This window comes from Janthinobacterium sp. NFX145, from assembly GCF_049810325.1.
In the GTDB taxonomy this organism is placed as follows: Bacteria; Pseudomonadota; Gammaproteobacteria; order Burkholderiales; family Burkholderiaceae_D; genus Janthinobacterium; species Janthinobacterium rivuli.
The window spans coordinates 3,047,208-3,069,064 of sequence record NZ_CP187360.1 but is presented as its reverse complement, the minus strand read 5'-3'; the positions used below and the strand labels follow the sequence as shown (position 1 = coordinate 3,069,064).

Below are 21,857 nucleotides of genomic sequence, written 5' to 3'. Positions count from 1 at the left end.
TTCCCCCGTTTACGCGCATTCTGGCAAGGTCCAGCCTTCGTGGCCCAGGTCGGTCGGGTAGATGGCGCGATTCTGGTTCTGGCCCCAGCGAGCATGGTCGAGGATGCCGTCTTCATGCATGTCCAGCACCCATTCCGTGCTTTCCAGCAAAGTGCCATCCTTGTGGTACACGCGGAAGAAGGTGGAGGTGCTCAGCGCGCGCACGATGTTCTGCGGCACGCCGTTGCCGTAATGCGGTACATAGGTCTTGATCACGCACGTGCCCTGGTCGTTCCACTGCTGTGCATAGACGGTGGCATTGCGCGCCGCGCTTACCTTGATGAAGAGCCAGCCTGCCAGCACAATGATAAGCAGGAAGGCGGCGGCGATCAGGCCGGTTTTCTTGAGTAGCTGCATGAGGTCATGGCATGGCCGAAAACGAAGTTGCGGCATTGTATGTCAAGAGCAGAAATACTTGCTGTACAGCACGTACGGCAAGTATTTCCCCGCGTATGGCTGTCTATTTCGCCAATGCCGCATGCAGGGTATTCGCCATGTCCAGGTGATGTTGCAACGCTGGCAAGGTTTTCGCGGCAAAAGCCTTGATGTCGGGATCGCTCGCCTTCTGGCTGGCATCCGTAAACAGTTTCACGGCGTCCTTGTGCGCCGCCACGCCGATGCTGGCCGCATATTCCTTGTCGAACTGCTGGCCTTCCAGGCGGCTCAGTTTGTCGATCTGCGCCTGGTGTTTCTTGCCGGGCTGGTCGCTGACCTCGATCTGCTTGCTGCTGGCCAGATGTTTCAGCTCCTCAGCCACTTTCGTGTGGTCCGCGACCATGGCATCGGCGAATGCCTTTACTTGCGCATTGCTGCTTTTGCTTTGCGCCACTTTGCTGGCGGCAATTTCCGTGCTGCCCGCATCGGCGGCCTTGCTGAGGAATTGCTTGTCGTACGCGCCCGGCGCGGCAGCGGCGATGCTGTTGATGGCAATGCCGCTCAACAGCGCCACGGCGGCGCCGATGGCTACGCTTTTCAGGGAGGGGGTACGGGAACTGGTGGTAGAGATAGGCATAAGAACTCCTTTCGTGTATGGCGCAGAAAATCGAATGACATTCGCGGTCATGCCGTCAAATCGTGCGTGATTTTTTTACAAGCTGATTGGAATGTTAATCCAGCCAATCACACACACCCATAGGACAGGAACGATCTTCTCTGTAGGATTGATCCTGTTCGCCGGAGAAGGTTCGAAGAGGTCGGTCGTCAGATTGCTGCGACAGCAAATTTAAGAGGAGTCTGATATGCAGGGCGAATCACTATGCCTAGTATTGGATTGTTGATTCTTAATTATCATGGGGAAAGTAATATGCGTTACTTAAAAATTCTGTCGTTTGGCACGTGCGGTGGCCTGATCGCATGGGCAATGACTTCTTCATTGAGCTTCAATGGCTGGAATCTGCTATCGAGTGTGATCATTTTTAATGCGATTGCATTCGCCGCTTCCTTGACTGCGCAACGGCGTAAAAAATCCCATTGATAGCGATTCGTGAAAAGGCGGTCTGCAAACCGATGCTGTTCAGCTAATACTGAACAGCATTTTATTTTGCCAGTCTTGAGGTCGCTGTCGAGCAGCCCACAGGACTAGTCCTGTTCGTTAGCGCACAATTCGACTTGTTTCAGGGTAAACAAAGCCGCGATGCCGGCATCGCGGCGCCAGGCGGGCATGCCGATATCGAGCCATTCCGCCATCGCGTCCAGGTGCGATGGCTCCGAGACGCTGTGTTCGAGTTCATCGAGCACCGTGTCGCGGTCGATATACAGGCTGTCCAGCCAGGCGTCGAACGAGGGCGCCAGTTCCATCAGGCCGTGGGCGCGCTTGCCCGTCCAGTCCGGCAATTCCTGCACATAAGCCAGCACGCGGCCGCCGCCTTCCTCGGTCAGGTCCAGGTAGACCATGGAATTGCCGCCATCGCGGGCGAACGGCAGGATGCGCGCCGGCATGTCCGTATGCTTGCGCGCGGCGCGAATCTCTCCCACCAAGGTTTCATCGCAGAAATCGCCTTCGTCGGCGCTGAAGAAGGTATTGAAGCCCATTTTTTCTACGCCGCCATTACCGTCCGGCACATCGCTGGTGTAATCAAAATAAGCGCCGTTGGCCACTTGCAAGAACGCCAGGAAGGCGGGCGGCAACGGTGCTTCCAGCAAGGCTTCGATGGCGGCGATCTGCTGCGCCGTGGGGGCAGGCTTGGCGCCCTCGATAGCCAGGTGGCGGTAGCGCGTGTAATGGTTGCTCATTGATTCTCCTTGTATTTATTCTTGTCTACGCGCACTGGCGCCGCATCGGTGCAACCCGTCTCCACCTTGGCCAGCGCATCGACGAGGCCGGCGCGCAGCACGGCCATCGAGCGGGCCTTGTCGTCGATCTGGGCAATTTTCGTTTCCAGCATAGCTCGTTTGGTCTGCGCATCGAGCGCATTTTCCTGCCAGACGGCAATGACTTCGGCAATTTCCTTCAAGGTAAAACCCAGCGCCTTGGCATGACCGATCAGCTCGATGCGCCGCAAGGCTTGCGCCGAGTACTCTTTATAGTTGTTCGTCAGACCCGGCTGCGGCGCTTCATCCAGCAGCCCCTGGCGCTCGTAAAAACGCACGGTGTCCTTGCTGACGCCCGTCAGGCGGGTGATTTCTCCGATGCGCATCGTTTTTTGACTTTCTACTAATTTGTGGAACGCGAAAAATGTGCAGGGCAAGGCGTATTGGCGCAGACAGTACGTTAGTACGGCAAGCCAATGCAACGCAGCCATGCGCACTTTTTTGCGTTCCACGCTTGACCGTGGACTAAAGTCGACAGTTTACAGTGAAAACCTCATCTACTCCACACCACTGCCATGACCGCTTTCAATTTCACCAACCAGACCGTGCTGATCACGGGCGCCTCGTCCGGCATCGGCCGCATCTTTGCGGAAACCCTGGCCGCGCGCGGCGCCCATCTGCTGCTGCTGGCCCGTTCCGGCGCCGTGCTCGACAATTTGGCCAAAGAACTTTCGCAGCGCCATGGCATCCGCGCGCATGCGCTGGTGGCCGACCTGAGCCAGCCCGGCGCTGCGGCACAAGCCCATGCGCAAGCCTGGTCGATGGGCATGGCGCCCGATGTACTGATCAATAATGCGGGCTTCGCCACGCACGGCCGCTTCGAAAGCATCGATCTCGCGCGCCAGGCGGCCGAAGTGACCGTCAATTGCACGGCGCTCATGGAAATGACGCACTGCGTCTTGCCGCACATGCTGACAAAAGGACGGGGTGCCATCATCAACGTGGCGTCCACGGCGGCCCTGCAGCCCGATCCCTACATGGCCGTATATGGCGCCAGCAAGGCTTTCGTGCTGTCGTTTTCGGAAGCGCTGTGGGCGGAAAACCGCAGCCGCGGCGTGCGCGTGCTGGCCCTGTGCCCGGGCGCAACCGAGACGGCCTTCTTCGACGTGGTGGCCGCGCCCGAAGCGGCCGTGGGAAAGCGCATGGATCCGCAAGCCGTCGTCGATGAAGCGCTGCGGGCGCTGGACCGGGGCCGCAGCAGCCATGTGGCGGGCCGGCCCAACCGGCTGCTGGCCTGGCTGCCGCGCTTGCTGCCGCGCCAGACCGTGCTGGGCATCGTGGAAGGCATGCTCAAGCCGAAGACGGCATAGGGGTCAGAAGGCCATGATGCGCTCGCGCAGCCAGCGGTGCGCCGGATCCAGGTGCATGCGCTCGTGCCACACCATGGCCATCTCGTAGTCGGGCAGGCTGATGGGCGGTTCCCACGTGCGCAGACCACCCAGCGCATTTTTCAGCAGGCGCGACGGCAGCAGGGCCACCATGTCGGACGCCGCCAGCAAGGGTGGGACGATCAGAAAGTGCGGCACGGACAGCACCACCTTGCGCGTTCGTCCCAACAGTTCCAGCGCCGTATCGACGTTGCTGCGGAAACCGCCGCCGTTGGGCGAGACGACGATGAATTCCAGCGCGCAAAATTGATCGAGGCCCGGCTGTGCCTGCAGCAGCGGGTGGTCGTGGCGGCCCGCCAGCACGTAATGTTCGGTAAACAGGGTGCGGTGGCGTAAACCAGGCGGCGCTTCTTCCCGGGCCAAAAAGCCCAGGTCGACCTGGCCGCTTTCCAGGTCGTGCGCCATGCGCGCGGGCACGGCTTCGAACACGGCCATGCGCGACAACGGCGCCTGCGCGCGCAGGGCCGGCAGTATGGGCAGCAAAATCGCGTATTCGGTGGCATCGGCCGCCGCCAGGTTCCAGCACACCTCCGCCGTGGCCGGTTCAAACGCCGACTCCGGCTGCAAGACTTGCTCCAGCTGGGCCAGCACGGCTTGCAAGGGCGCGAACAGGCCCAGCGCCCGTGCCGTGGGCAGCATGCCGCGCGGGCCGGGCAGCAGCAGCGGATCGTCGAAAGCCGCGCGCAACTTGGCCAGCTGCACACTGACGGAAGGCTGGCTTAAGTGCAGCCGCGTCGCCGCCCGCGTGACGTTGCGTTCAATCAACAAGGCATTCAGGGTCAGCAGCAGGTTCAAGTCCAGCTTGTGTAAATTGCTCATGGCTATACCTTGTATATCAACTATTCATTTCCACTATGATAGCGCAAGCCCTACAGTAGTTCCTGTGATATCCACTCTTCATCCATTACAGGAATAAACTGATGCAACTCCATGAATATACAAGCTTTGATGGTTTAGGACTGGCCCAGCTGATGCGCGACGGCGCCGTTTCCGCTACCGAATTGCACGACGCCGCCATGCGCGCCTGCGCCGCCGTCAACCCGCGCCTCAACGCCGTGGTCGAGCTGTGGCCGGCGGATTTGTCCGCCATCGACCACGCGGCGCCGTTCGCCGGGGTGCCGTTCCTGATCAAGGATGTGGCCGTCACCATGGCGGGCCAGCGCAGCGAAGCGGGCAGCCGCCTGGGCGCCGGCCATGTTGCGACACTTGACTCCCACCTGATGACGCAGTTTCGCGCAGCTGGCTTGGCCACCTTTGGCCGCACCAGCACGCCGGAAATGGCGTTTGCCACCACCACGGAACCCGTGCTCTACGGCGCCACGCGCAATCCCTGGAACCTGAACTTGAGCGCGGGCGGCTCCAGCGGCGGCGCGGCGGCGGCCGTGGCGGCCGGCATCGTTCCGCTGGCCCATGCGACGGACGCGGCCGGCTCCATCCGCGTGCCGGCCGCGTCGACGGGGCTGTTCGGCCTGAAGCCGAGCCGGGGCAGGGTCTCGAACGGCCCCGCCATGGACGAGATCTTCAGCGGCCTGGGCGTGCAGCTGGGCGTGAGCCGCACGGTGCGCGACAGCGCCGCCTTGCTCGATTGCGTGCAGGGCGTGCTGCCGGGCGAGCCGTATGTGACGAGTCCGCCCGGCCACAGCTGGCTGTCGCAGGTGAGCGTGGCGCCAGGCAAGCTGCGCATCGCCGTGCAGCCCGCCGCCTGCAACGGCGCCCAGCCCGTGCCCGCCATCGATGCCGCGCTGAACGCCACCGTGCGCCTGCTGGAAAGCCTGGGCCATCACGTGGAAGAAGTGTCACCCGCGCTGGGCGTGTCGTGGGAAGCCTTCGTGCACGCGAACGCCAGCATCTGGTGCGCCAATCTGGTGCCGTGGATAGATGCCCTGGCGCAGGAAAGCGGCCGCGCCGTGTCGCTCGACACCCTGGAAGCGGCGACCCTGGCCTGCTACCGCCATGGAAAGACGGTGTCGGCAATCGATTTCGTGGCGGCCCTCGACGTGCGCAACATGGTCACGCGCCAGGCCGGCGCCTTGTTCGGCGAGTACGACGTGCTGCTGACGCCCACCTTGCCGGACTTGCCGTGGCAACTGGGGCGCTATGGTGAAAAGGAGGAACAGCTTGACGGCCTGGGCTGGACGGCGCGCCTGTTCGAGCATTCGCCGTACACGCCGCTGGCCAACGTGGCGGGATTGCCGGCCATGTCCGTGCCACTCGCCATGTCGGATGACGGTTTGCCGATCGGCATGCAGTTCATGGCTGGCTATGCGAACGATGGGATCTTGCTGCGCCTGGCAGGGCAGCTGGAGCGGGCGGCGCCGTGGGGACAACGGCGGCCGCCCGTGTGGGCGGGCAAGGTGTAAGCATGCCATGAAGGCGGCTGAAACCGGCCGCCATATCGGCTTTGGCCTGCGGCAAGTAGCCGGGGTCGGACACGCCGGGCCCGGCCCCATTCCTTGTTCTTGGGTGAAAAATATCAGGTGGGCAGCGTCGCCAGCGGCGCCGCGCCGCGGCTTTCCAGGCGAAAGCGGGCTTTTTCCCACAGCCGGTCGTGGAAGGGCAGGACGATCACGTTGCAGATCGGCTCGACCACGGCCAGCAAGCCGCCGAAGGCCATGGAACCCGTGGCCCAGTACATGACGCCGAACGCCACGCCCATGTGCAGGCTTGTCTGGCTGAGCTTTTCCCCGGCCAGGGCGGCAAAGCCCAGACGGCTGGCGGCGTAGCGGCGGCGAATCGCGTGCCAGGCTTTTTCATGCCAAGGCAACAGAGCCACGTTGATGATCGGTTCGATGATTGCGGCCAGGCCTCCAAGTGCTAGGGACCCCGTCAGCAAGTAGGCGAGGCCGAAGGCGATCGACATATGCGTGCAGACCTGGCTGAATGTTTTGATGGCGGTGAACAAGGGAGGCTCCTTTCTGTTGAATTCGCTTATCCTTGATTTAGATAGTAACGATTCTCATTTACAAAAGGAAGTAAAATATTTCAACCGGACTCATAGATTGAAGCTATGGTATGTGAAATATCAATTGCTCCTGCTCTAGGCACAGGCCTCTACAGCGTTCAGCGTATCGCCGTCGCCTGCGACCACACGGCTTGCCAGCGGCCCTCGCGCCATTCGTAGCTATCCATATGCCAATAGCGCGAGCGGGGGACGGATAGGCCGCCGAAATTGATTTCAAGCTGGGCCTGGTAGCGCAGGACGGCCGCATCGCCGTACAGGCGCACGGCGATCTCGCCCGGTTCCCAGCTCAGATAGCGCATCTGACCCGCCGCGATGGCGCCCAGATATTCTTCCCGCGACAGCATGCTGCCGATGGGTGTAATCAGCTGAAAATCATCCGCGTGCAGGGTGTGCGCCGCGTCGGTATCCGCCGCCACCAGGGCGCGCAAGCGGCTGCGTTCCGTGTGGCGCAGCAGTTCTATTTGCTGTTCGTTATCCATTGCTGCATTGAAATCGATCATGACAGTCCTGTTCGGGTAGGTGATTGACACTTTGACGGTTTTTGTCCAAAATCCATGTTGACACGATATGACCATAGTGTCAACATGGCTACATGAGCACCGATACCCATAAAACCCAGCGCATACTCGACGCAGCCCTCGGCGTGTTTTGCCGCTACGGCTACCGCAAGACGTCCATGCTCGACATCGCGCAGGCGGCCGCTATGTCACGCGCCGCGCTATACCTGCACTTCAAAAACAAGGAAGACGTGTTTCGCGCCGGTTCCGAACGGGCCCATGCCACCGTCATGGCGCACGTGACCGCGGCGCTGGCCGAACCCGGCCCCGTTTTGACGCGCATCGAAACGGCGCTGCTGGCATTCCAGCAAGGCTTGATGGCGGAAATTTCAGCCAGCGCCCATGGGCAGGAATTGTTCGATGCCAATATGAACCTGGCTGCCGACATCACCCTGACGGCGCGGGCAACCTTGGTGGCATCCCTGGCCGGCGCGCTGGATCAGGCCGAAGCGGCGGGCGACATCGCGCTGCGCCGGGTGGACGCGACTGCCGTGCAGGTGGCCGGCTTGCTGGTGGCGACCATGGATGGCATCAAGCACACGCAAGGGGGAGGGGAGGCGCTGCGCCAGGGCATGGCGCTGCACATGCGCCTGCTGGGCGCGGCGCTGCTGCGCATGTGAGCGGCAAAGCTCCCATGCGCAGTCGAGCCAGGGTTGTTACGGCAGGGTTTTCAGCACAGTCTTCGTCGGCACTGAGAAATTATAGTTGTCGTGGCGGTCCCAGTTGATCGACCACGTCATCACGCCGCGGAAGTCCGGATACGCCTGCAGCGGCTTGATGGTGCCGCAGTTGAGCAGGCGCGTCAGGCAATTCAGGGCGTTGCTGACGTCGGCATTCGTCGTGAAACCCGAGCCGGCCGAGCTGCGGCCCGACGGCACGCCAAAGCCCACCTGATCCGGACGCAGGCCGGCGAAGGTATTGCCGCCATAATTGAATCCTTCGATCAGCATGCGCGCCGTGGCCACCAGCTGGTCGGCCGAGCCCGCCTTGATGGGGCCGGTGGCGTACGGCGTGTAGATATCGCCATTGTTGTAATACTGCGGATGCAACACCGTCAGCTCGCTGCGCAAGGCGTTGATGATGGGAATGTAGGCGCCCCAGATGCTGCCATAACTCGTGTAGCCCCCTTCCACATACACCCATTCCGGCGCCATCGACAGGTAAAAGCTGCTGCCGACCTTGGTTTTCAGGTTTTTCACGGCAATCGGCAAGTAGGTCTGGATGGCCGCGCCTTGCGCCACGCCGTTTTCCAGGTCCAGGTCGATGCCATCGAAGCCATACTTGGTGATGATGGCGTACAGGCTGTTGGTGAAATTCGTCGCTTCGGCCGTGTTGCCGACGGAAACGGAGCCGTTTTGCCCACCCAGCGACAGGATGACTTTCTTGCCTTTCGCACGCTTGGCGGCCACGTCGGCGATGAATTGCGCCTCTGTGCCCGCGCCCGGATCGATGGTCAGGCTGACATTGCCGCCGCCCGCGTTGTCGCCGAAGGAGACGACGATCACGTCCCAGTCATCGCTGACCTGGCTGATCGGATACGTGGCGCCGCTGGGGTTGGTGAAGTTGTGCCAGTAACCGATCAGCGCGTGTTTCGCCAGGCCCGTGGGGGTGGGGGTGGGGGTGGGGGTGGGGGTGGGCGTCGGTGTAGGAGTTGGAGTCGGGGTAGGCGTCGGGGTGGGAGTTGGCGTAGGTGTTGGCGTAGGTGTTGGGGTAGGCGTGGGTGTCGGAGTGGGTGTCGGAGTGGGTGTCGGAGTGGGCGTAGGTGTCGGCGTGCCGCAGTCTCCCACCGCCGTCCAGGGCTGGCCGCTGCCGGCGCCGCCGCTGCTGGTCGACGGGTTATTTCCTTGCGTCCACCAATTGGCCGTGTAATTGACGTTGTTGTAGCTGGCCTGGCCGCCGCCGTTGTAGGCCGTGCCGCTGTTCCACGGCGTGTAGCAGGCGACCGCCTGGGCCGAGGCGGCCAGCAGCTGGCTAGCGCTTGCGCTGGATGCGTCGCCGCTGCCGCCACCGCAGGCGGCCAACGTTCCCCCGAAGAGGGTAAGGATGAGGGTATTCATGACTGTCCGGTTCATTGCGTCTCCTTGTGTATTTTTTTGGCCGGGCGGCTGGACACCGTCCGATTTTTCAGAGTGCAAGCATTGCAGGTGGTAGTCAACTGGTTTTGTTCCTTGCGCAAGATCACAATACCAGTTGCCGTCTTTCCCCATATGAAGGGCGATGTGGGCCATACCAGTGCCTATTTTCCAGTGTGCTGGTATGGTGCCAGAAATGGCGCCGGGAGCAGGGCGGGGAAGGGAGGTGGATACCAGGCAAGGTCTTGCGGCGGTTACGGCGCTGTTTCCTCGCGCAAATCGGCATGCGGCACGCGCGACAGATCCAGCAGCATTTGCGTCAAGGCCACGGTCTGGCGCTGCATCAGCCGGTAATCCGCCCGGGTCACGGCGTCGACGCCATAGTTGAGCCAATAGGTCGGTTGCGTGACGTAATGCACCGTGGGAATGCGCCGCGAAACGCGTACATATTGGCCCGCGCCAGGCCAGCGGGCATACTTTGCGCCGGGCTTGATTGAAGGCAACACGAACGCTGGCGCCGCATCGGCCTGCCGCACCATGGCACGGGACGCCTCCATCAGGGCCGGCGTGCGGGGCGAAAACACGGCGGCCGGCTCAAACCTGCCCGTGGGAGCCAAATAACCGTTGCTGTCGGGCAGGACTTCCAGCGCGCCCAGGTTCCCGATGGCGAGCATCACGGCGATGCGCTGCATCAAGCCATCGTTCTCGTGCCGTTCGAAAAACTGTTCGGTGCCCACGCCGCCGGCAAGCTCGCCGCTCGTCAGCAACAGCATGACGCTGCGCGGCAAGCTGTCCTGCGGCAGGCGCGTCAGGTACTGGGCCATGTCGACGATGGCGTTCGGCCCGTTGTCTGCCAGCGCGTTCGTGCCATCCGTGTGGCTGCCCAGCACCATCAATTCCTCGGACTTGCCGGGGATGATGCCGATCAGATTGCGCGTCTGCACCTGCCGCACGGTGGCAGCCATGGTCAGCCGCAGCACGGGCGCCGTGCCTGCCAGCACGCTTTCGCGCAGGCGCTGGCCACCGTCGCGGTCGATAAACACGCCGGGCAACTGGCGCACTTTGCCATCGCCGGGCGCATACAGGCCGGCCGCCGTCAATGGCGGCGTATCGAGAATGACGATCACGCCCGCCGCACCGGCCGCCTGCAGGCTGTCCAGCAGGGCGATGAACGGCCCCAGCATCTGGAACTGGCGTGCATACAACGTATCCGGCCCCATGGCGTGGTCCGGATCGTGGACGTGCACCGCGGTCTGGTGAAACGCCTGGCCTGTCCACGCCACGGCGGGCATGTTGACGAGCACCAGCTTGCCGGCCAGGCTGGCATCGGGCCTGGCCCCCGGCGCCAGATAGGCGATGCGGCCCGTAATACCAGACGGCGGCGTTACGCCCGAATACGGGATGTAGCCGACCGTGGACAATACGCTAACTCTGTCGTCGTAGAGCAGTTCCAGGCCCCAGTCGTCCATTTGCACCGACCATTGCCGGAAGCTGACGGGCTCGAAGCGCAGTTGTTTGACACCGGCGCGCGCCAGGCGTTCATGCAGGGCGTCGATATACGCTTCATGCCGGGGCGATCCCGTGGCGCGCAGGCGGCGCTCATCCAGGTCGACTTGCCAGTCCAGCAGCTGTTTTCTGGACAGGAACTGCGTGGCGTCGACCGTCACGGCAGCCGATGCAGGCAGAGCGCGCGCAGGCCAGGGACCAGGCTTGCTGGCGCAGGCGGACAAGGCGGCCGCGAGGGCCAGCGCGCCGGCGAGGGACAGGAAGCGACGGCAAGACGCTAGCGCCGTGCGTGCAGGTAGCTTGAGAATTCTCATGCAAAATAGTCGGTAAATGCCTGATTTCATTGATATTGTAGGTTTTGAAAATACTGCTCACGGACGGCAATTTACCACGAGACCAGGCGCCGGGCCGGCACGCCTGAGCGGGCGACGCTTTTTCAAGCGCCAGGTTCCTTTCTTCAAAGAAAACCTGTAACTTCCTGCATGGCAGCGTGCCATGGCGAAAGCGACAATCATGAAAAAGATATTGATACTGGGTGCAGGCGGACAGGTGGCGCAGTGGGTCATCCGCGCCTTGGCGGGTCGTGACAACATCGCCTTGACGCTGCTGCTGCGCAATCCCGGCAAGCTGCCCACGCCAGTCCCGTCCAACGGCACCGTGCTGGCCGGCGACGTGCTGGACCAGGCATTGCTGCTGCAAACGATGCCCGGTCACGACCTGGTCTACGCCAATCTGGTGGGCGACGACATGGAAGACCAGGCCAACAGCATCATTGCCGCCATGCAGGCCTCTGGTGTCGAGCGCCTGATTTTCGTCCTGTCGATGGGCATCTACGACGAAGTTCCCGGCAAATTCGGCGCATGGAACAACGCCAGGCTGGCGGAACACCTGAAACCATTCCGCCGCGCCGCCGACGCCATCGAAGCGTCGGGCCTGGCATACACCATCATGCGCCCAGCCTGGATGACGGACGAGGATGAAGTTGACTACGAACTGACGACGCGCCACGCGCCATTCAAAGGCACCGTGGTATCGCGCAAGAGCGTGGCAGACCTGATCGCCAGCATCATCGACGCGCCAGATTTGCACAAGCACGCCAACCTGGGCGTGAACAAACCGAACACGGACGGGGACAAGCCGTATTTCATGTAGCGTGTTCAAGCGAAGGAATCCAGCGGCCGCGACAGCGGCTCGCGGATAGGGAAAATCGCATTTGCGATTGGGGAGTTGGCAAAATGGGGGTTTTACGAAATTCATCCATAACTTCGCATAATTTATATTATGTAAAACAACGACCTAAGTTAGGGGTGTTCATCAGTGTCATAGTATAAATCGTCCTGCAGTAGCATCTCATTTTAGGCCAGTCAGGTTTTGTTGTCCAAAGCAGCTCCACCGCGTCGCTTCTTCGCTTAATCCACTCGATAATGATTGTCCAGCGATCGTCGCAGTTCCGCCGCCAATCCTAATTGCCGATAGGCCGTGGCGGCACAAGCCAAAGCGACTTCAACCTCGCGCACTTTTCCCGCCAGCTGCTCGTCGTTCGCGTGGACCTATTCCAATTAGCGGCGCAGCTGCTCGATTCGACCATCTTTATTGGCGGACTTCTTCTCGGTGCCATGCAGCTTCCGTTCAAGGACCAGGATCTGCTACAGCTTCGCCTCCTGCTTGCACGCCCGTCGAAATGACCAACTTGGCATGCGATGGATCTCAGCCACCAGTTTGGCACCCACGTAGTTCAACTTGGTCACGTCCTCTTGCTTTACTGCGGCCGTCTGCTGCGCTTGCCAAAATACGGCATGTAATTACTGGACCTGCTGTTCATGCCGGCGTTGCTCCTGTTCCCGTTGTTCCTTCGACGCCTCGCGGCAACCTTCGCCTAATTAACAGCCAAACTGAAATTAAGCAGAAGGCAAAATTCGGTACGCCTCCCTCCTCTTTCATCTGTCACGTTCCGGCAGAGCCAAGACCGCGTAGGCGGCCTTGGAGCAAGCACTGATTGCCTGCTATGGATCGCTGGGCAAGGTCACGGCGCCGTTCCTACTGCGGTCAGACAATGGCTTGGTTTTCATCAGCCGCAACTACACTAGGCTTGTACGATGCCATGGCTTGCGGCAGGAGTTCATCACACCACACTGTCCGGGCCAGAATGGCATGGTGGAGCGCGTGATCAGTACGCTGAAGGAGCAGTGCGTGATTCGCCACCGTTTCGACAGCATGCAGCACGCCAGGCGGACGATAGCCGACTGGATGTAACAGGCGCTGGGCATGAAAACACCCGTAATGGCATTTTCTTTAGCGGTATAAGTTGAGTAGGCTGGGCTGGGCTGGGCTGGGCTGGGCTGGGCTGGGCTGGGCATTACATTAGAACGTGACAAAGAATGGAGTTGCAAGGTATATTGGTCAATTGAAATTTTTATTACAAAAATGACTACCAAGACTGGCCTGCAGAAAATTGGTTCCCATGGGGTAAGAAACATCGTTCGGGGGATGTTGGCGAACCCCAACAAAACCTCGACTGAGCGTGGTCTAACGAAGATTGCTCAGTTTGCGACCTTAAGCGACTATAAAATAGCACTTGACTTATTGCGAAAAAGTCAATTATTTAAGCTAAATGACTTTAGCCGATACTTTCCAAAGCATTTTTCTCGGCCATTTGAGTTTCCTGAGTATGTTGAAGACGAGATCATTGAGCAAATTAACTCATCTTCTGCAAAAATTGCGGAGCTGATCATAATTGCGTATGACGTCGTTGATGCAATCTGCAAACTACAGTTTGAGTCGGCCATTGATCATATTGATGATTTTGTGCAAAAAGAAGGCGCATCTGTATTTTTGTTGCGGCTAGCCTACTATATAAAAAATCGCGCTGATCAACCGAATTTGGTAAAGAAGGTCGATGGCCTGCTTGATCGGCTTCAAGCCAGAAATATTAGATACCCCCAGCTGGTTATAAGGGAGTTAACTAGTCAAAATACGGAGTATTTGAATATACGAGAAAAGGTAAACTTCGCCGAAAGCGATTACCTTGGGTTAATTGCAAAAAGTCTGACGGATCACATCCCAAGATCAAGCGAAGTCTTCCTTCAGACCTTGAATTCCTTCTACGCAATTTCAGCGCTGGATGCAACGCTCTATTACCTTGTGGTTTCGCGTACGCAAGTATTCGGAGATTTAGCTAGGATCGAAGAATCGATCGTAGCAGCGTATTCAAAGCTCGCCATGCTTGTCCCGGATAGACATTACGCTGACTCCGGAGATCCTGGCCTTTCATTTTTCCGGGATAGCTTGCTCTTAATTGAACTAAATGTTTGCTACGAGTATCGCACATGCCACGGTGCATTTTACAGCGGAACAGATGGAAAGGCATTTAAGCGACTACCGTTCGAGGTAGGTCTAATTAAAGGCTATTTTTCCGAAATTCGTAGCCTCAGGGACGTCGCAAGTTTCGTAGACGTGGCGACAAATGAAAGCAACTGCGCAATAGCTTGGTTCGAGAAGTCAACTGCATTGATGTATATATTAGAACAGCGAGACGGTGAGGTGGGCGACGAGGCTACATTTGTCGAACTTATGTCCTCAACCCGCGATATCGGAGTTATTTGTGAGAAGCGATACCTGCTCTCAATGTCCAGTAAAGCGACGTCAGATGAATTTCGACTTGTTGTTGCCTGCCTTTCCTATATTAAATCGCAGACGCAAATGAATGAACATGAATTACGAAGTGTCATTCAAGAGATAGCGATGTCTCGTTTCGATTCCGACTTGGTTTTGCTACTTGAGAATTTATACCATAAATCTCCATCGGTGACTGAGCACTTAATACAAGTCATGGATGAGGCGTTTCTAACGAAACTCTTCATTATGGTTGATCGGCCAAATTCCGCAATTGAGCATCGTGCCAAGATATTTGAATGGTATTCCTCCAAAGTTGGTGACTCTACCTATTTGGAACGCGCTAAAAATCTAAGAATTGATGTGCAAATCAATAAAGAGAAAGGAACGATTGATGATTCGCGCATCTATGTTGACCCTGTTAAGTTTGTGCAATGGATTAATGATAATGTATTGGATCAATTATCATTATTGGTTGCCGACATTTGTGCTGAAAATGAACCTTCGCTGCCATCAATGGAATGGAGCAAAGTCAGATCTGGTATGACACAATTGGAGCAAGCAGCCACAATTATATTGAAAGCATATGATGAATTCTGTTCGAATAAGAAGTTTGGGATTGCATCATATATAGGTCGCCGAATTAGGCATGGTACGCTAAAGAATACTGGCTTTAATGATGTCAAAAATTTTGCGACCCGCGATGAATTCACTGACTTACTCACAATAGAATCTTTTAACCAGGAATTTCGGAGCTGGATCTGTGACTACGAAAATTGTCTTGTCGACCTTCGTGACAACTACGTGCACATCCAGGATGAAAAACACCCAAATGGGATGATTGTTAGACATTTTGATTCGCTAGGAAAGATATCCTCGGCAAATCATATGCTCTTGGAAGTGCTAAAATCGTTTTATAACAATAAGAATGGCCTTGAAATGCCATATATCATCACAGAATACTGCTGGAGGCTTATTGAAGAAGACCTAACGAAGCTGAGGGAGCTCATCATGGAGCGAAAGGCGAGTTACGGTGTATTCAGATTTGATTGTACAAATGGCGCTAGAGCGCGACAGCGAGAAGTACAAGAATTTAATCAGGAATTAAACTCACTAGTATCAGATAAATTTCGCCTAATTGAGTCCTGGTTCAATAAGCCTTCAATCGCATCTCCATCCGCAGAATTGCTATTATTATTTAAGGCAGTGCTATCAGAGATTCGAGGATTTTTTGTTGATTTCTCGCCAAAGCTTAACCTTGATGAGCAAGGTTGGGTTATTAGAGGAGGTGCCTACTTTGTAATTTATGATGCGCTATTTATTATAATATACAACGCAGCAAGGTACGGAAAACTCGATGGTGAACTGTATTTCGGTGTTGTTATCGAAGAAAAAGAAGGTAAGGCTCATTTTAAGATCACCATTGCCTCTGAGTTGGCCGATTCCGATGATCCGACCGAAGTTCGGAATTCTATACAATCAGCGCTTGATGACGACTGCGAGGATGCATTAGTTGTCGAAGGAAGGAGTGGTATTAGGAAGCTGCGACGGATGGAGCAGGATCTTTATATACGAAACGTCGAATATTCTTTTGACGGAAATCGTGTTGTTGCATCATTTGAATTTGTCTTGGATTACCAATCATGAAAATATTGATTATTGAAGACGATTCCTATAAATTTACTCAGATTTGCGCACTCGTAAAATCCACGATACCAACTGCTGAAATAACGCACTTTGATAGTGTGCATGGCGCAGTGAGATATTTGAGGAAAGAAATTCCAGATAAGCTGATCCTCGATATGGCACTTCCCACTCACCCCCCGGTGGCCGGTGAAGGAAGCCCAGTTTCCATGAGTTCAGGTGGGGTTGAAGTTCTTCTCGAATTGCGCCGTTTACAGATAAACGATTTGCCCATTGCCATCCTCACTCAGTATCCAGATTTTGAGATTGAGGACGATTACTATGAGCTTATCGATGCACCCGATGCACTTTTTCGTCATTACGGATTAAAGAACATTGTTTCTGTATTTTATGAGCATGGCGATACCGAGTGGGTAATGCCGATTGAAACTTTTTTGAATAATTAATAATATGAATTTTTTGATAATTGAAGACCGCGAAGAAAAACGTCAAGCAGTGGAAGCCGAGCTTCGAGAATTAGACCCGACAGCAAGTATTGTTCATACAGATAATTTGGATGACGCTCGGATTAAAATCTTAACTATGTCCTTCGATTTGATAATATTTGATCTCTATTTGCCATTGCGGAAGGGAGAGGAAGAACAAGATATTTCTGAGGATTTGATTAATGTCTTCGCTCAAAGCAAAAATTATCATTGTGAAAGTATAGCCCTAACTCTCTATAAGGATAAGGATTTATCAAACTTCAACAATCATGGAATAACTGTAGTTGCATATGATAGTGACGACAAGTGGAAGCTTAGCTTGTCGCAAAAGTTTGCGCGATTGGAAGTAAAACCGAGATGCGATTTCTTAATTTTTTGTGCACTCAGCAAAGAGCGAGCGGCATTTTCCGATACATCTGCAAGGCTGGGTGATCTCTCGACTATTGGTGGTCTTAATTGTCAAGAGATTTTTATTGATGATTTCAGTGGGTTTTGTATTACCCCGCGTCGAATGGGGTTGGTACATATGGCGATAGCAGCGGCAAAAGCTATCGAAATATTTCAACCGAAAGCAGTTGGAATGAGCGGAATTTGCGCCGGTGTTGATGGTGCAACCAACTTGCTAGATATCGTAATTGGCGATATATGTTGGGAGTATCAGACAGGTAAATTTAAAGATAACCAATTTTTGCAGGAACCTTACCAAGCCCCTGTATCGAGTCAAATACGTACTTTGCTTGAGCAACTGATTGAGGACAAAGCCTTTTTGAGTAATCTGAAAGCTGGATTGTTTGATACAGAACTAAAAACCTCAAAGTTGACATTGGGACCAATTTCTTCAGGTTCCGCAGTGGTTGCTGATGAGGCAAGAATGGCCGAAATTGGGATACAACATCGAAAATGGGCTGCTTTGGAGATGGAAATGTATGCAATGTACGAAGCTGCGATTCAATCACAAGGAAACCCCATTTATTTCGCTGCAAAATCGGTCGTCGATATGGGCAACTCCGGGAAAGGAGATGCTCTGCATAATAGTGCATGCGTATTGTCAGCGCGGTTCGTGACTGAAGTCATGCGACGGATTTTACCTAAATACGTGTAATGTCTGGCGTGGTAAATGACAGCAATAGCTGCATACTGCACGTACTGGTGTAGTTATTCACCCTTTCCCGAGGAACTGGGACGGAGGTATAGCTATTCTCGGCCCAGCTGCTGACGGGCCACTTTCCTTCCTGTAGACGGGGTTACTGTGGAGGTCAGCTTGGCCAGTATAGGTGGCCAAGTATGCCGAAGACAATGGCCAGGCTGTGCCAGTCTACGTGGCCAAGTTCATTTTTTTTCCGAACTGACGGGGCAGGAACGCTCCCTGCCTACTCTACACATTCTAGATTTCAAAACTCCAGTTTGTCGCCAGGTTGCCACCACTGACCGCTGGACTTCCAGCTTTACCGACTACCACTAGTAACCAAATAGAGACATATTGCTAGTGACTAGCTTTAGAACACGTAACAAAAGGCCAAAGCACTTCTTCCTGATGACCTGTGGGCGCTGATCCAGCCTTTACTGCCAGTACATCATCCTTCGCCAAAGGGAGGACGCCCTCGCATTGACGACCGCACCGCCTTGACCGGCATCCTGTTTGTCCTCAAGACAGGCTTGCCTTGGGAATATCTTCCTCGTGAACTGGGCTGTGGTAGCGGCATGAGTTGCTGGCGGCGCCTGCATGCATGCATGCATGGCAACAGGCTGGCGTGTGGCAACGCATCCATGAAGCCATGCTGCAGCACTTGCGGGAATACGACCAGATTCAATGGGAACGCGCCAGTGTCGACTCGGCCAGCGTGCCATCCCCCCTGGGCGGACAGCATACCGGCCCCAATCCCACCGACCACGGCAAGCTCGGTTGCAAGCACCATCTGCTCGTCGACCAACGCGGACTGCCTCTGGTGGCGAGCATATCGGGGGCTCAGGTACATGATTCCCGGATGCTGATCCCGCTGCTCGAAGCCGTCCCGTCAGTGGCAGGCCTGGCGGGCCGGCCACGCAAACGTCCGGCCAAACTGCACGCCGACAAGGCCTATGCATCACGTGCACATCGGGCCTGGCTACGTAGCAGAGGGATTGCACCGCGCATTGCTCGCTACGGCATCGAATCGCGCGAGCGACTGGGCAAATGGCGCTGGGTTGTCGAACGCACACTCGGTTGGCTTCACCGTTTCCGCCGGCTGCGTATCCGCTACGAGCGCCGAGCCGATATCCACCATGCATTCCTCTCGCTTGCCTGCATACTCATCTTCTGGCGATATATTCGGAGGTTCTGTTAGGCGCTCTAAGTCGCCAATCGTGCATGGATAATTGCATGTTTCGACAAAATGCCTTCCATACTGTGTCGCGCGTCGACAGGCATTGACAGGTCATTAACAAACTGGCCATTAACAGCCTACTTGCCCGGCGCCTCGTGCACCATGGCCGCCGCAGCTAGGGCGCGCACGTCGGCCGGCATGGATTCCTTGCGTTCGCTGTAGCGGCTGGTCAGGTAATCCGAACGGTCGCGCACCACCAGGGTGAATTTATACAATTCCTCCATGACGTCGACCAGTCGGTCGTAGTATGGCGACGGCTTCATGCGGTCGTTGTCGTCGAATTCCTGGTATGCCTTGGCGACGGACGACTGGTTCGGGATCGTCACCATGCGCATCCAGCGGCCCAGCACGCGCAAGCCGTTGACGGCGTTGAACGATTGCGAGCCGCCCGACACTTGCATCACGGCCAGGGTGCGTCCCTGCGTGGGGCGTACGCTGCCCATTTCCAGCGGCAACCAGTCGATCTGCGACTTGAACACGCCCGTCACGGCGCCATGACGCTCCGGGCTGCACCACACCTGCCCTTCCGACCACAGCGACAGTTCGCGCAGTTCCCGCACCTTGGGATGGTCAGGGCCGACGCTGTCGACCATGGGCAAGCCATGCGGGTCGAACACCCGCGTCTCGGCGCCGAAATGCCGCAGCAGCCGCTCCGCTTCCAGGGTCAGCAAACGGCTGAACGAGCGTTCCCGCAGCGAGCCGTACAGCAAGAGGATGCGCGGCGCATGCGTGGCCACCGCCGGCGGCGCAAGTTTATCGAGGGTCGGCGTGTCGAGGTGGGACGCGCTGATGTTGGGCAAGTCATGCATGGTGGTTTCCTTCTTCAATTATTCCATAATAGTCGAATTATGGAATTAATGTAAGCCTGTTTTCCATCTGAGCACATGCCATCGCTTCCCGTATATGTTGATGTGGATCAATCAATTTTTGTATCGTGTGCAGCAGAATATGATCATTCGCAAGACTTTGTTCTGCATCCTGCACTACACATTACCCACTTCAAAGGAATAATATGCTACCCACAACAATGAAAGCCGCCGTTGTCGAGCAACTGGGCCAGCCGCTGGTGCTGCGCGACGTCCCCGTGCCGGTGCCCGGCCCCGGCCAGATCCTCGTCAAGACGGAAGCGTGCGGCGTGTGCCACACGGACTTGCATGCGGCGCGCGGCGACTGGCCCGTCAAGCCGACGCCGCCGTTCATTCCCGGCCACGAAGGCATCGGCCTGGTGGTGGCCGTGGGTACGGGCGTAACGGAAGTGCAGCTGGGCGACCGGGTCGGCGTGCCATGGTTGTACTCGGCGTGCGGCCATTGCGAACATTGCCTGGCAGCCTGGGAAACCGTGTGCGCCGAGGCGCAATTCGGCGGCTACACCAAGAATGGCGGCTTTGCCGAGTACATCCTGGCCGACCCGCGCTACGTCGCGCACATTCCGGCGGGTCTATCCGCCGTGCAGGCGGCGCCCATCATCTGCGCCGGCGTGACCAGTTACAAGGGCATCAAGGAAACGGGCGCGCGGCCGGGCCAGTGGCTGGCCGTGTCCGGCATCGGCGGGCTGGGCCACCTGGCCATCGAATATGCGGTGGCCATGGGCTTGCGCGTGGCGGCCGTCGACATCGATGAAGGCAAGCTGGAGCATGCGCGCGCCCTGGGAGCCGAAGTGACCATCAATGCGCGCCAGGGCGACCCCGTCGCGGCCTTGCGCGAAGCGACCGGGGGCGGCGCCCACGGCGTGCTGATCACGGCGCCGTCGATCGATGCCTTCCAACAAGGCGTGGCCATGACGCGCAAACGCGGCACCTGCGTGCTGGTGGGCTTGCCGCCGGGCGACTTCCCGACGCCGCTGTTCGACGTCGTCGCCAATTGCGTGACGATACGCGGCTCTTTCGTGGGCACGCGCCAGGACATGGCCGAGGCGCTCGCCTTCGCCGCCACGGGCAAGGTCAAGGCCGGCGTGGAATTGCAGCCGCTGTCGGCCATCAACGAGATCTTCAGCCGGCTGGAGCACGGCAAGGTTGCCTCGCGCGTGGTGCTCGATTTCAGCGGCAAGTAAGCGCGACGCCGGCATGCCGGTGTGTCGTGCGACGGCAAGTAAATTTATGTTGCTATGATGGCATTCCATAAAGACACACCGAGGACCTACCGATGAAGAAATCCCTCTCCGGCCTGCTGGCCTGCGCCGCCCTCGCCTTGTCCTTTTCGGCTGGCGCGGCCAACGCGGCGGAACCCGCCGCGACTTCGCTGCCCGGACACTATTATCTGCAAGGCGTCATGGAAGTGGGCTCCGAACTGCTGCTGAAAAAGGATGGCAAGTTCGAATGGACGCTCAGTTATGGCAATACCGACGAGCAAGCCAGCGGCGAGTGGCGCGTGGCCGGCGACATGGTAACCCTGGTGGCGGGCGACGGCGGCAAGGAGCCGCAGTTTCGCGTGTTCGAGGAATCGGAAATGCGCATCCAGAAACCCGCCGAAGCGGGCACGTGGGTGGCCATCGTCGGTTTCCCCCAAGTGGGACCGATGGCCGACGTGGAAGTGAAGTTCGAAGCGCAAAGCGGCAAAACGGCCACGGCCGTGAGTGTGGCGAACGGCGACGCCATCGTCCGCATGCCGGCGTCGGAACACTGGGTGCGGGCCGGTTTGCGCCGCCAGGGTTCCAAAGCCGATTATCAATGGCTGGCCGTGCCAGCCGAGCGGGCGCAGGAACGCCTCGCCGCATTCGCCGTCACCGACGCCCAATGGCTCAGGGGGCAAGCCTTCCAGACGCTGAACTTTCGGGTGGTCAAGGGTGGCCTGAAACTGCACGGCATGGACAGCGCCGTCGCCAAGGGCCTGTACGCGAAGGCATCCGGCCAGTAAGCCGCCTTCCCCCTCCCATTCTCTACAGCAGCTCGGCGCCTGACCGGCAATATCGTCCAGGACAAG

Annotated in this window: 20 protein-coding genes and 1 pseudogene; 11 read left to right on the top strand and 10 right to left on the bottom strand. The window is 57.4% G+C overall.

From position 1 onward, the window contains the following. Positions 1–9 precede the first annotated feature (9 nt). The 4 genes from ACPJXG_RS13800 to ACPJXG_RS13785 form a co-directional block, all read right to left on the bottom strand. Positions 10–396, bottom strand: a complete 387-nt coding sequence (locus ACPJXG_RS13800) for a hypothetical protein (protein ID WP_425254592.1) — start codon at positions 394–396, stop codon at positions 10–12. A gap of 103 nt (positions 397–499) precedes the next feature. Continuing rightward, positions 500–1,051: a DUF4142 domain-containing protein gene (locus ACPJXG_RS13795; RefSeq protein WP_425254591.1), complete on the bottom strand. Its 552-nt coding sequence runs from the start codon at positions 1,049–1,051 to the stop codon at positions 500–502. A gap of 566 nt (positions 1,052–1,617) precedes the next feature. Next, a complete protein-coding gene (locus ACPJXG_RS13790; RefSeq protein WP_176390136.1) occupies positions 1,618–2,271 on the bottom strand; it encodes an SMI1/KNR4 family protein in 654 nt (217 codons plus the stop codon). Then, positions 2,268–2,675 carry a MerR family transcriptional regulator gene (locus ACPJXG_RS13785; RefSeq protein ID WP_051958548.1) on the bottom strand — a complete coding sequence of 136 codons (408 nt, stop codon included), beginning with the start codon at positions 2,673–2,675 and terminating at the stop codon, positions 2,268–2,270. The genes ACPJXG_RS13790 and ACPJXG_RS13785 overlap by 4 nt, the downstream gene beginning before the upstream one ends. A gap of 189 nt (positions 2,676–2,864) precedes the next feature. Between ACPJXG_RS13785 and ACPJXG_RS13780 the strand changes: the two genes are divergently transcribed. Beyond that, positions 2,865–3,659, top strand: a complete 795-nt coding sequence (locus tag ACPJXG_RS13780) for an SDR family NAD(P)-dependent oxidoreductase (protein WP_425254590.1) — start codon at positions 2,865–2,867, stop codon at positions 3,657–3,659. A gap of 3 nt (positions 3,660–3,662) precedes the next feature. Here ACPJXG_RS13780 and ACPJXG_RS13775 read toward each other — a convergent pair whose 3' ends face one another. Then, positions 3,663–4,556 (bottom strand): LysR family transcriptional regulator, encoded by an 894-nt coding sequence (locus ACPJXG_RS13775; RefSeq protein ID WP_425254589.1) that lies wholly within the window; start codon positions 4,554–4,556, stop codon positions 3,663–3,665. 101 nt (positions 4,557–4,657) lie between these two features. Here ACPJXG_RS13775 and ACPJXG_RS13770 point away from each other — a divergent pair, with 101 nt between their 5' ends. Further along, on the top strand, positions 4,658–6,097 hold the full coding sequence (locus tag ACPJXG_RS13770) for an amidase (protein WP_425254588.1): 1,440 nt from the start codon (positions 4,658–4,660) through the stop codon (positions 6,095–6,097). 113 nt (positions 6,098–6,210) lie between these two features. Here the strand turns inward: ACPJXG_RS13770 and ACPJXG_RS13765 are convergent, their stop codons facing one another. Beyond that, a complete protein-coding gene (locus ACPJXG_RS13765; RefSeq protein ID WP_035818911.1) occupies positions 6,211–6,639 on the bottom strand; it encodes a DUF2061 domain-containing protein in 429 nt (142 codons plus the stop codon). 158 nt (positions 6,640–6,797) lie between these two features. Next, complete coding sequence (locus tag ACPJXG_RS13760) at positions 6,798–7,199, bottom strand: nuclear transport factor 2 family protein (protein WP_425254587.1); 402 nt, start codon at positions 7,197–7,199, stop codon at positions 6,798–6,800. Between the two features lie 92 nt (positions 7,200–7,291). On the opposite strand from ACPJXG_RS13760, the gene ACPJXG_RS13755 reads away from it, so the two are divergent. Beyond that, positions 7,292–7,876 (top strand): TetR family transcriptional regulator, encoded by a 585-nt coding sequence (locus tag ACPJXG_RS13755; RefSeq protein ID WP_425254586.1) that lies wholly within the window; start codon positions 7,292–7,294, stop codon positions 7,874–7,876. Positions 7,877–7,912: 36 nt separating this feature from the next. Here ACPJXG_RS13755 and ACPJXG_RS13750 read toward each other — a convergent pair whose 3' ends face one another. Together ACPJXG_RS13750 and ACPJXG_RS13745 are read right to left on the bottom strand one after the other, a co-directional pair. Then, positions 7,913–9,313 carry a chitinase gene (locus ACPJXG_RS13750; RefSeq protein WP_257626234.1) on the bottom strand — a complete coding sequence of 467 codons (1,401 nt, stop codon included), beginning with the start codon at positions 9,311–9,313 and terminating at the stop codon, positions 7,913–7,915. Between the two features lie 269 nt (positions 9,314–9,582). Next, a complete protein-coding gene (locus tag ACPJXG_RS13745; protein WP_425254585.1) occupies positions 9,583–11,148 on the bottom strand; it encodes a M28 family peptidase in 1,566 nt (521 codons plus the stop codon). A gap of 199 nt (positions 11,149–11,347) precedes the next feature. Here ACPJXG_RS13745 and ACPJXG_RS13740 point away from each other — a divergent pair, with 199 nt between their 5' ends. The 6 genes and pseudogenes from ACPJXG_RS13740 to ACPJXG_RS13715 all read left to right on the top strand — a co-directional run bounded on the left by ACPJXG_RS13740 (position 11,348) and on the right by ACPJXG_RS13715 (position 18,899). Next, entirely contained in the window at positions 11,348–11,986 is a 639-nt protein-coding gene (locus tag ACPJXG_RS13740) for an SDR family oxidoreductase (protein WP_425254584.1), read from the top strand. A gap of 828 nt (positions 11,987–12,814) precedes the next feature. Beyond that, positions 12,815–13,087: an integrase core domain-containing protein gene (locus ACPJXG_RS13735; RefSeq protein WP_425254583.1), complete on the top strand. Its 273-nt coding sequence runs from the start codon at positions 12,815–12,817 to the stop codon at positions 13,085–13,087. Between the two features lie 171 nt (positions 13,088–13,258). Further along, on the top strand, positions 13,259–16,093 hold the full coding sequence (locus tag ACPJXG_RS13730; protein WP_425254582.1) for a hypothetical protein: 2,835 nt from the start codon (positions 13,259–13,261) through the stop codon (positions 16,091–16,093). Next, positions 16,090–16,536: a hypothetical protein gene (locus ACPJXG_RS13725; protein WP_425254581.1), complete on the top strand. Its 447-nt coding sequence runs from the start codon at positions 16,090–16,092 to the stop codon at positions 16,534–16,536. Before ACPJXG_RS13730 ends, ACPJXG_RS13725 begins: the two co-directional genes overlap by 4 nt. Before the next feature lie 4 nt (positions 16,537–16,540). Beyond that, on the top strand, positions 16,541–17,677 hold the full coding sequence (locus tag ACPJXG_RS13720; protein ID WP_425254580.1) for a hypothetical protein: 1,137 nt from the start codon (positions 16,541–16,543) through the stop codon (positions 17,675–17,677). 437 nt (positions 17,678–18,114) lie between these two features. Continuing rightward, positions 18,115–18,899, top strand: a pseudogene (locus ACPJXG_RS13715) (IS5 family transposase). Positions 18,900–19,015: 116 nt separating this feature from the next. Here the strand turns inward: ACPJXG_RS13715 and arsH are convergent. Further along, the gene (arsH, locus tag ACPJXG_RS13710) at positions 19,016–19,747 is read right to left on the bottom strand and encodes an arsenical resistance protein ArsH (RefSeq protein WP_425254578.1); all 732 of its coding nucleotides are present in this window, start codon (positions 19,745–19,747) and stop codon (positions 19,016–19,018) included. 203 nt (positions 19,748–19,950) lie between these two features. On the opposite strand from arsH, the gene ACPJXG_RS13705 reads away from it, so the two are divergent. Both ACPJXG_RS13705 and ACPJXG_RS13700 read left to right on the top strand, forming a co-directional pair. Next, a complete protein-coding gene (locus ACPJXG_RS13705; protein WP_235211667.1) occupies positions 19,951–20,988 on the top strand; it encodes a zinc-dependent alcohol dehydrogenase in 1,038 nt (345 codons plus the stop codon). A 92-nt stretch (positions 20,989–21,080) separates the two neighbouring features. Beyond that, positions 21,081–21,791: a hypothetical protein gene (locus tag ACPJXG_RS13700; RefSeq protein WP_219309229.1), complete on the top strand. Its 711-nt coding sequence runs from the start codon at positions 21,081–21,083 to the stop codon at positions 21,789–21,791. Positions 21,792–21,857: the final 66 nt, after the last annotated feature.

Excerpts from the sequence above, each read along its gene's own strand:
- ACPJXG_RS13800 (WP_425254592.1), bottom strand. The coding sequence starts at position 396 with ATGCAGCTACTCAAGAAAACCGGCCTGATCGCCGCCGCCTTCCTGCTT.
- ACPJXG_RS13795 (WP_425254591.1), bottom strand. The coding sequence starts at position 1,051 with ATGCCTATCTCTACCACCAGTTCCCGTACCCCCTCCCTGAAAAGCGTA.
- ACPJXG_RS13790 (WP_176390136.1), bottom strand. The coding sequence starts at position 2,271 with ATGAGCAACCATTACACGCGCTACCGCCACCTGGCTATCGAGGGCGCC.
- ACPJXG_RS13785 (WP_051958548.1), bottom strand. The coding sequence starts at position 2,675 with ATGCGCATCGGAGAAATCACCCGCCTGACGGGCGTCAGCAAGGACACC.
- ACPJXG_RS13780 (WP_425254590.1), top strand. The coding sequence starts at position 2,865 with ATGACCGCTTTCAATTTCACCAACCAGACCGTGCTGATCACGGGCGCC.
- ACPJXG_RS13775 (WP_425254589.1), bottom strand. The coding sequence starts at position 4,556 with ATGAGCAATTTACACAAGCTGGACTTGAACCTGCTGCTGACCCTGAAT.
- ACPJXG_RS13770 (WP_425254588.1), top strand. The coding sequence starts at position 4,658 with ATGCAACTCCATGAATATACAAGCTTTGATGGTTTAGGACTGGCCCAG.
- ACPJXG_RS13760 (WP_425254587.1), bottom strand. The coding sequence starts at position 7,199 with ATGATCGATTTCAATGCAGCAATGGATAACGAACAGCAAATAGAACTG.
- ACPJXG_RS13755 (WP_425254586.1), top strand. The coding sequence starts at position 7,292 with ATGAGCACCGATACCCATAAAACCCAGCGCATACTCGACGCAGCCCTC.
- ACPJXG_RS13750 (WP_257626234.1), bottom strand. The coding sequence starts at position 9,313 with ATGAATACCCTCATCCTTACCCTCTTCGGGGGAACGTTGGCCGCCTGC.
- ACPJXG_RS13745 (WP_425254585.1), bottom strand. The coding sequence starts at position 11,148 with ATGAGAATTCTCAAGCTACCTGCACGCACGGCGCTAGCGTCTTGCCGT.
- ACPJXG_RS13740 (WP_425254584.1), top strand. The coding sequence starts at position 11,348 with ATGAAAAAGATATTGATACTGGGTGCAGGCGGACAGGTGGCGCAGTGG.
- ACPJXG_RS13730 (WP_425254582.1), top strand. The coding sequence starts at position 13,259 with ATGACTACCAAGACTGGCCTGCAGAAAATTGGTTCCCATGGGGTAAGA.
- ACPJXG_RS13725 (WP_425254581.1), top strand. The coding sequence starts at position 16,090 with ATGAAAATATTGATTATTGAAGACGATTCCTATAAATTTACTCAGATT.
- ACPJXG_RS13720 (WP_425254580.1), top strand. The coding sequence starts at position 16,541 with ATGAATTTTTTGATAATTGAAGACCGCGAAGAAAAACGTCAAGCAGTG.
- arsH (WP_425254578.1), bottom strand. The coding sequence starts at position 19,747 with ATGCATGACTTGCCCAACATCAGCGCGTCCCACCTCGACACGCCGACC.
- ACPJXG_RS13705 (WP_235211667.1), top strand. The coding sequence starts at position 19,951 with ATGCTACCCACAACAATGAAAGCCGCCGTTGTCGAGCAACTGGGCCAG.
- ACPJXG_RS13700 (WP_219309229.1), top strand. The coding sequence starts at position 21,081 with ATGAAGAAATCCCTCTCCGGCCTGCTGGCCTGCGCCGCCCTCGCCTTG.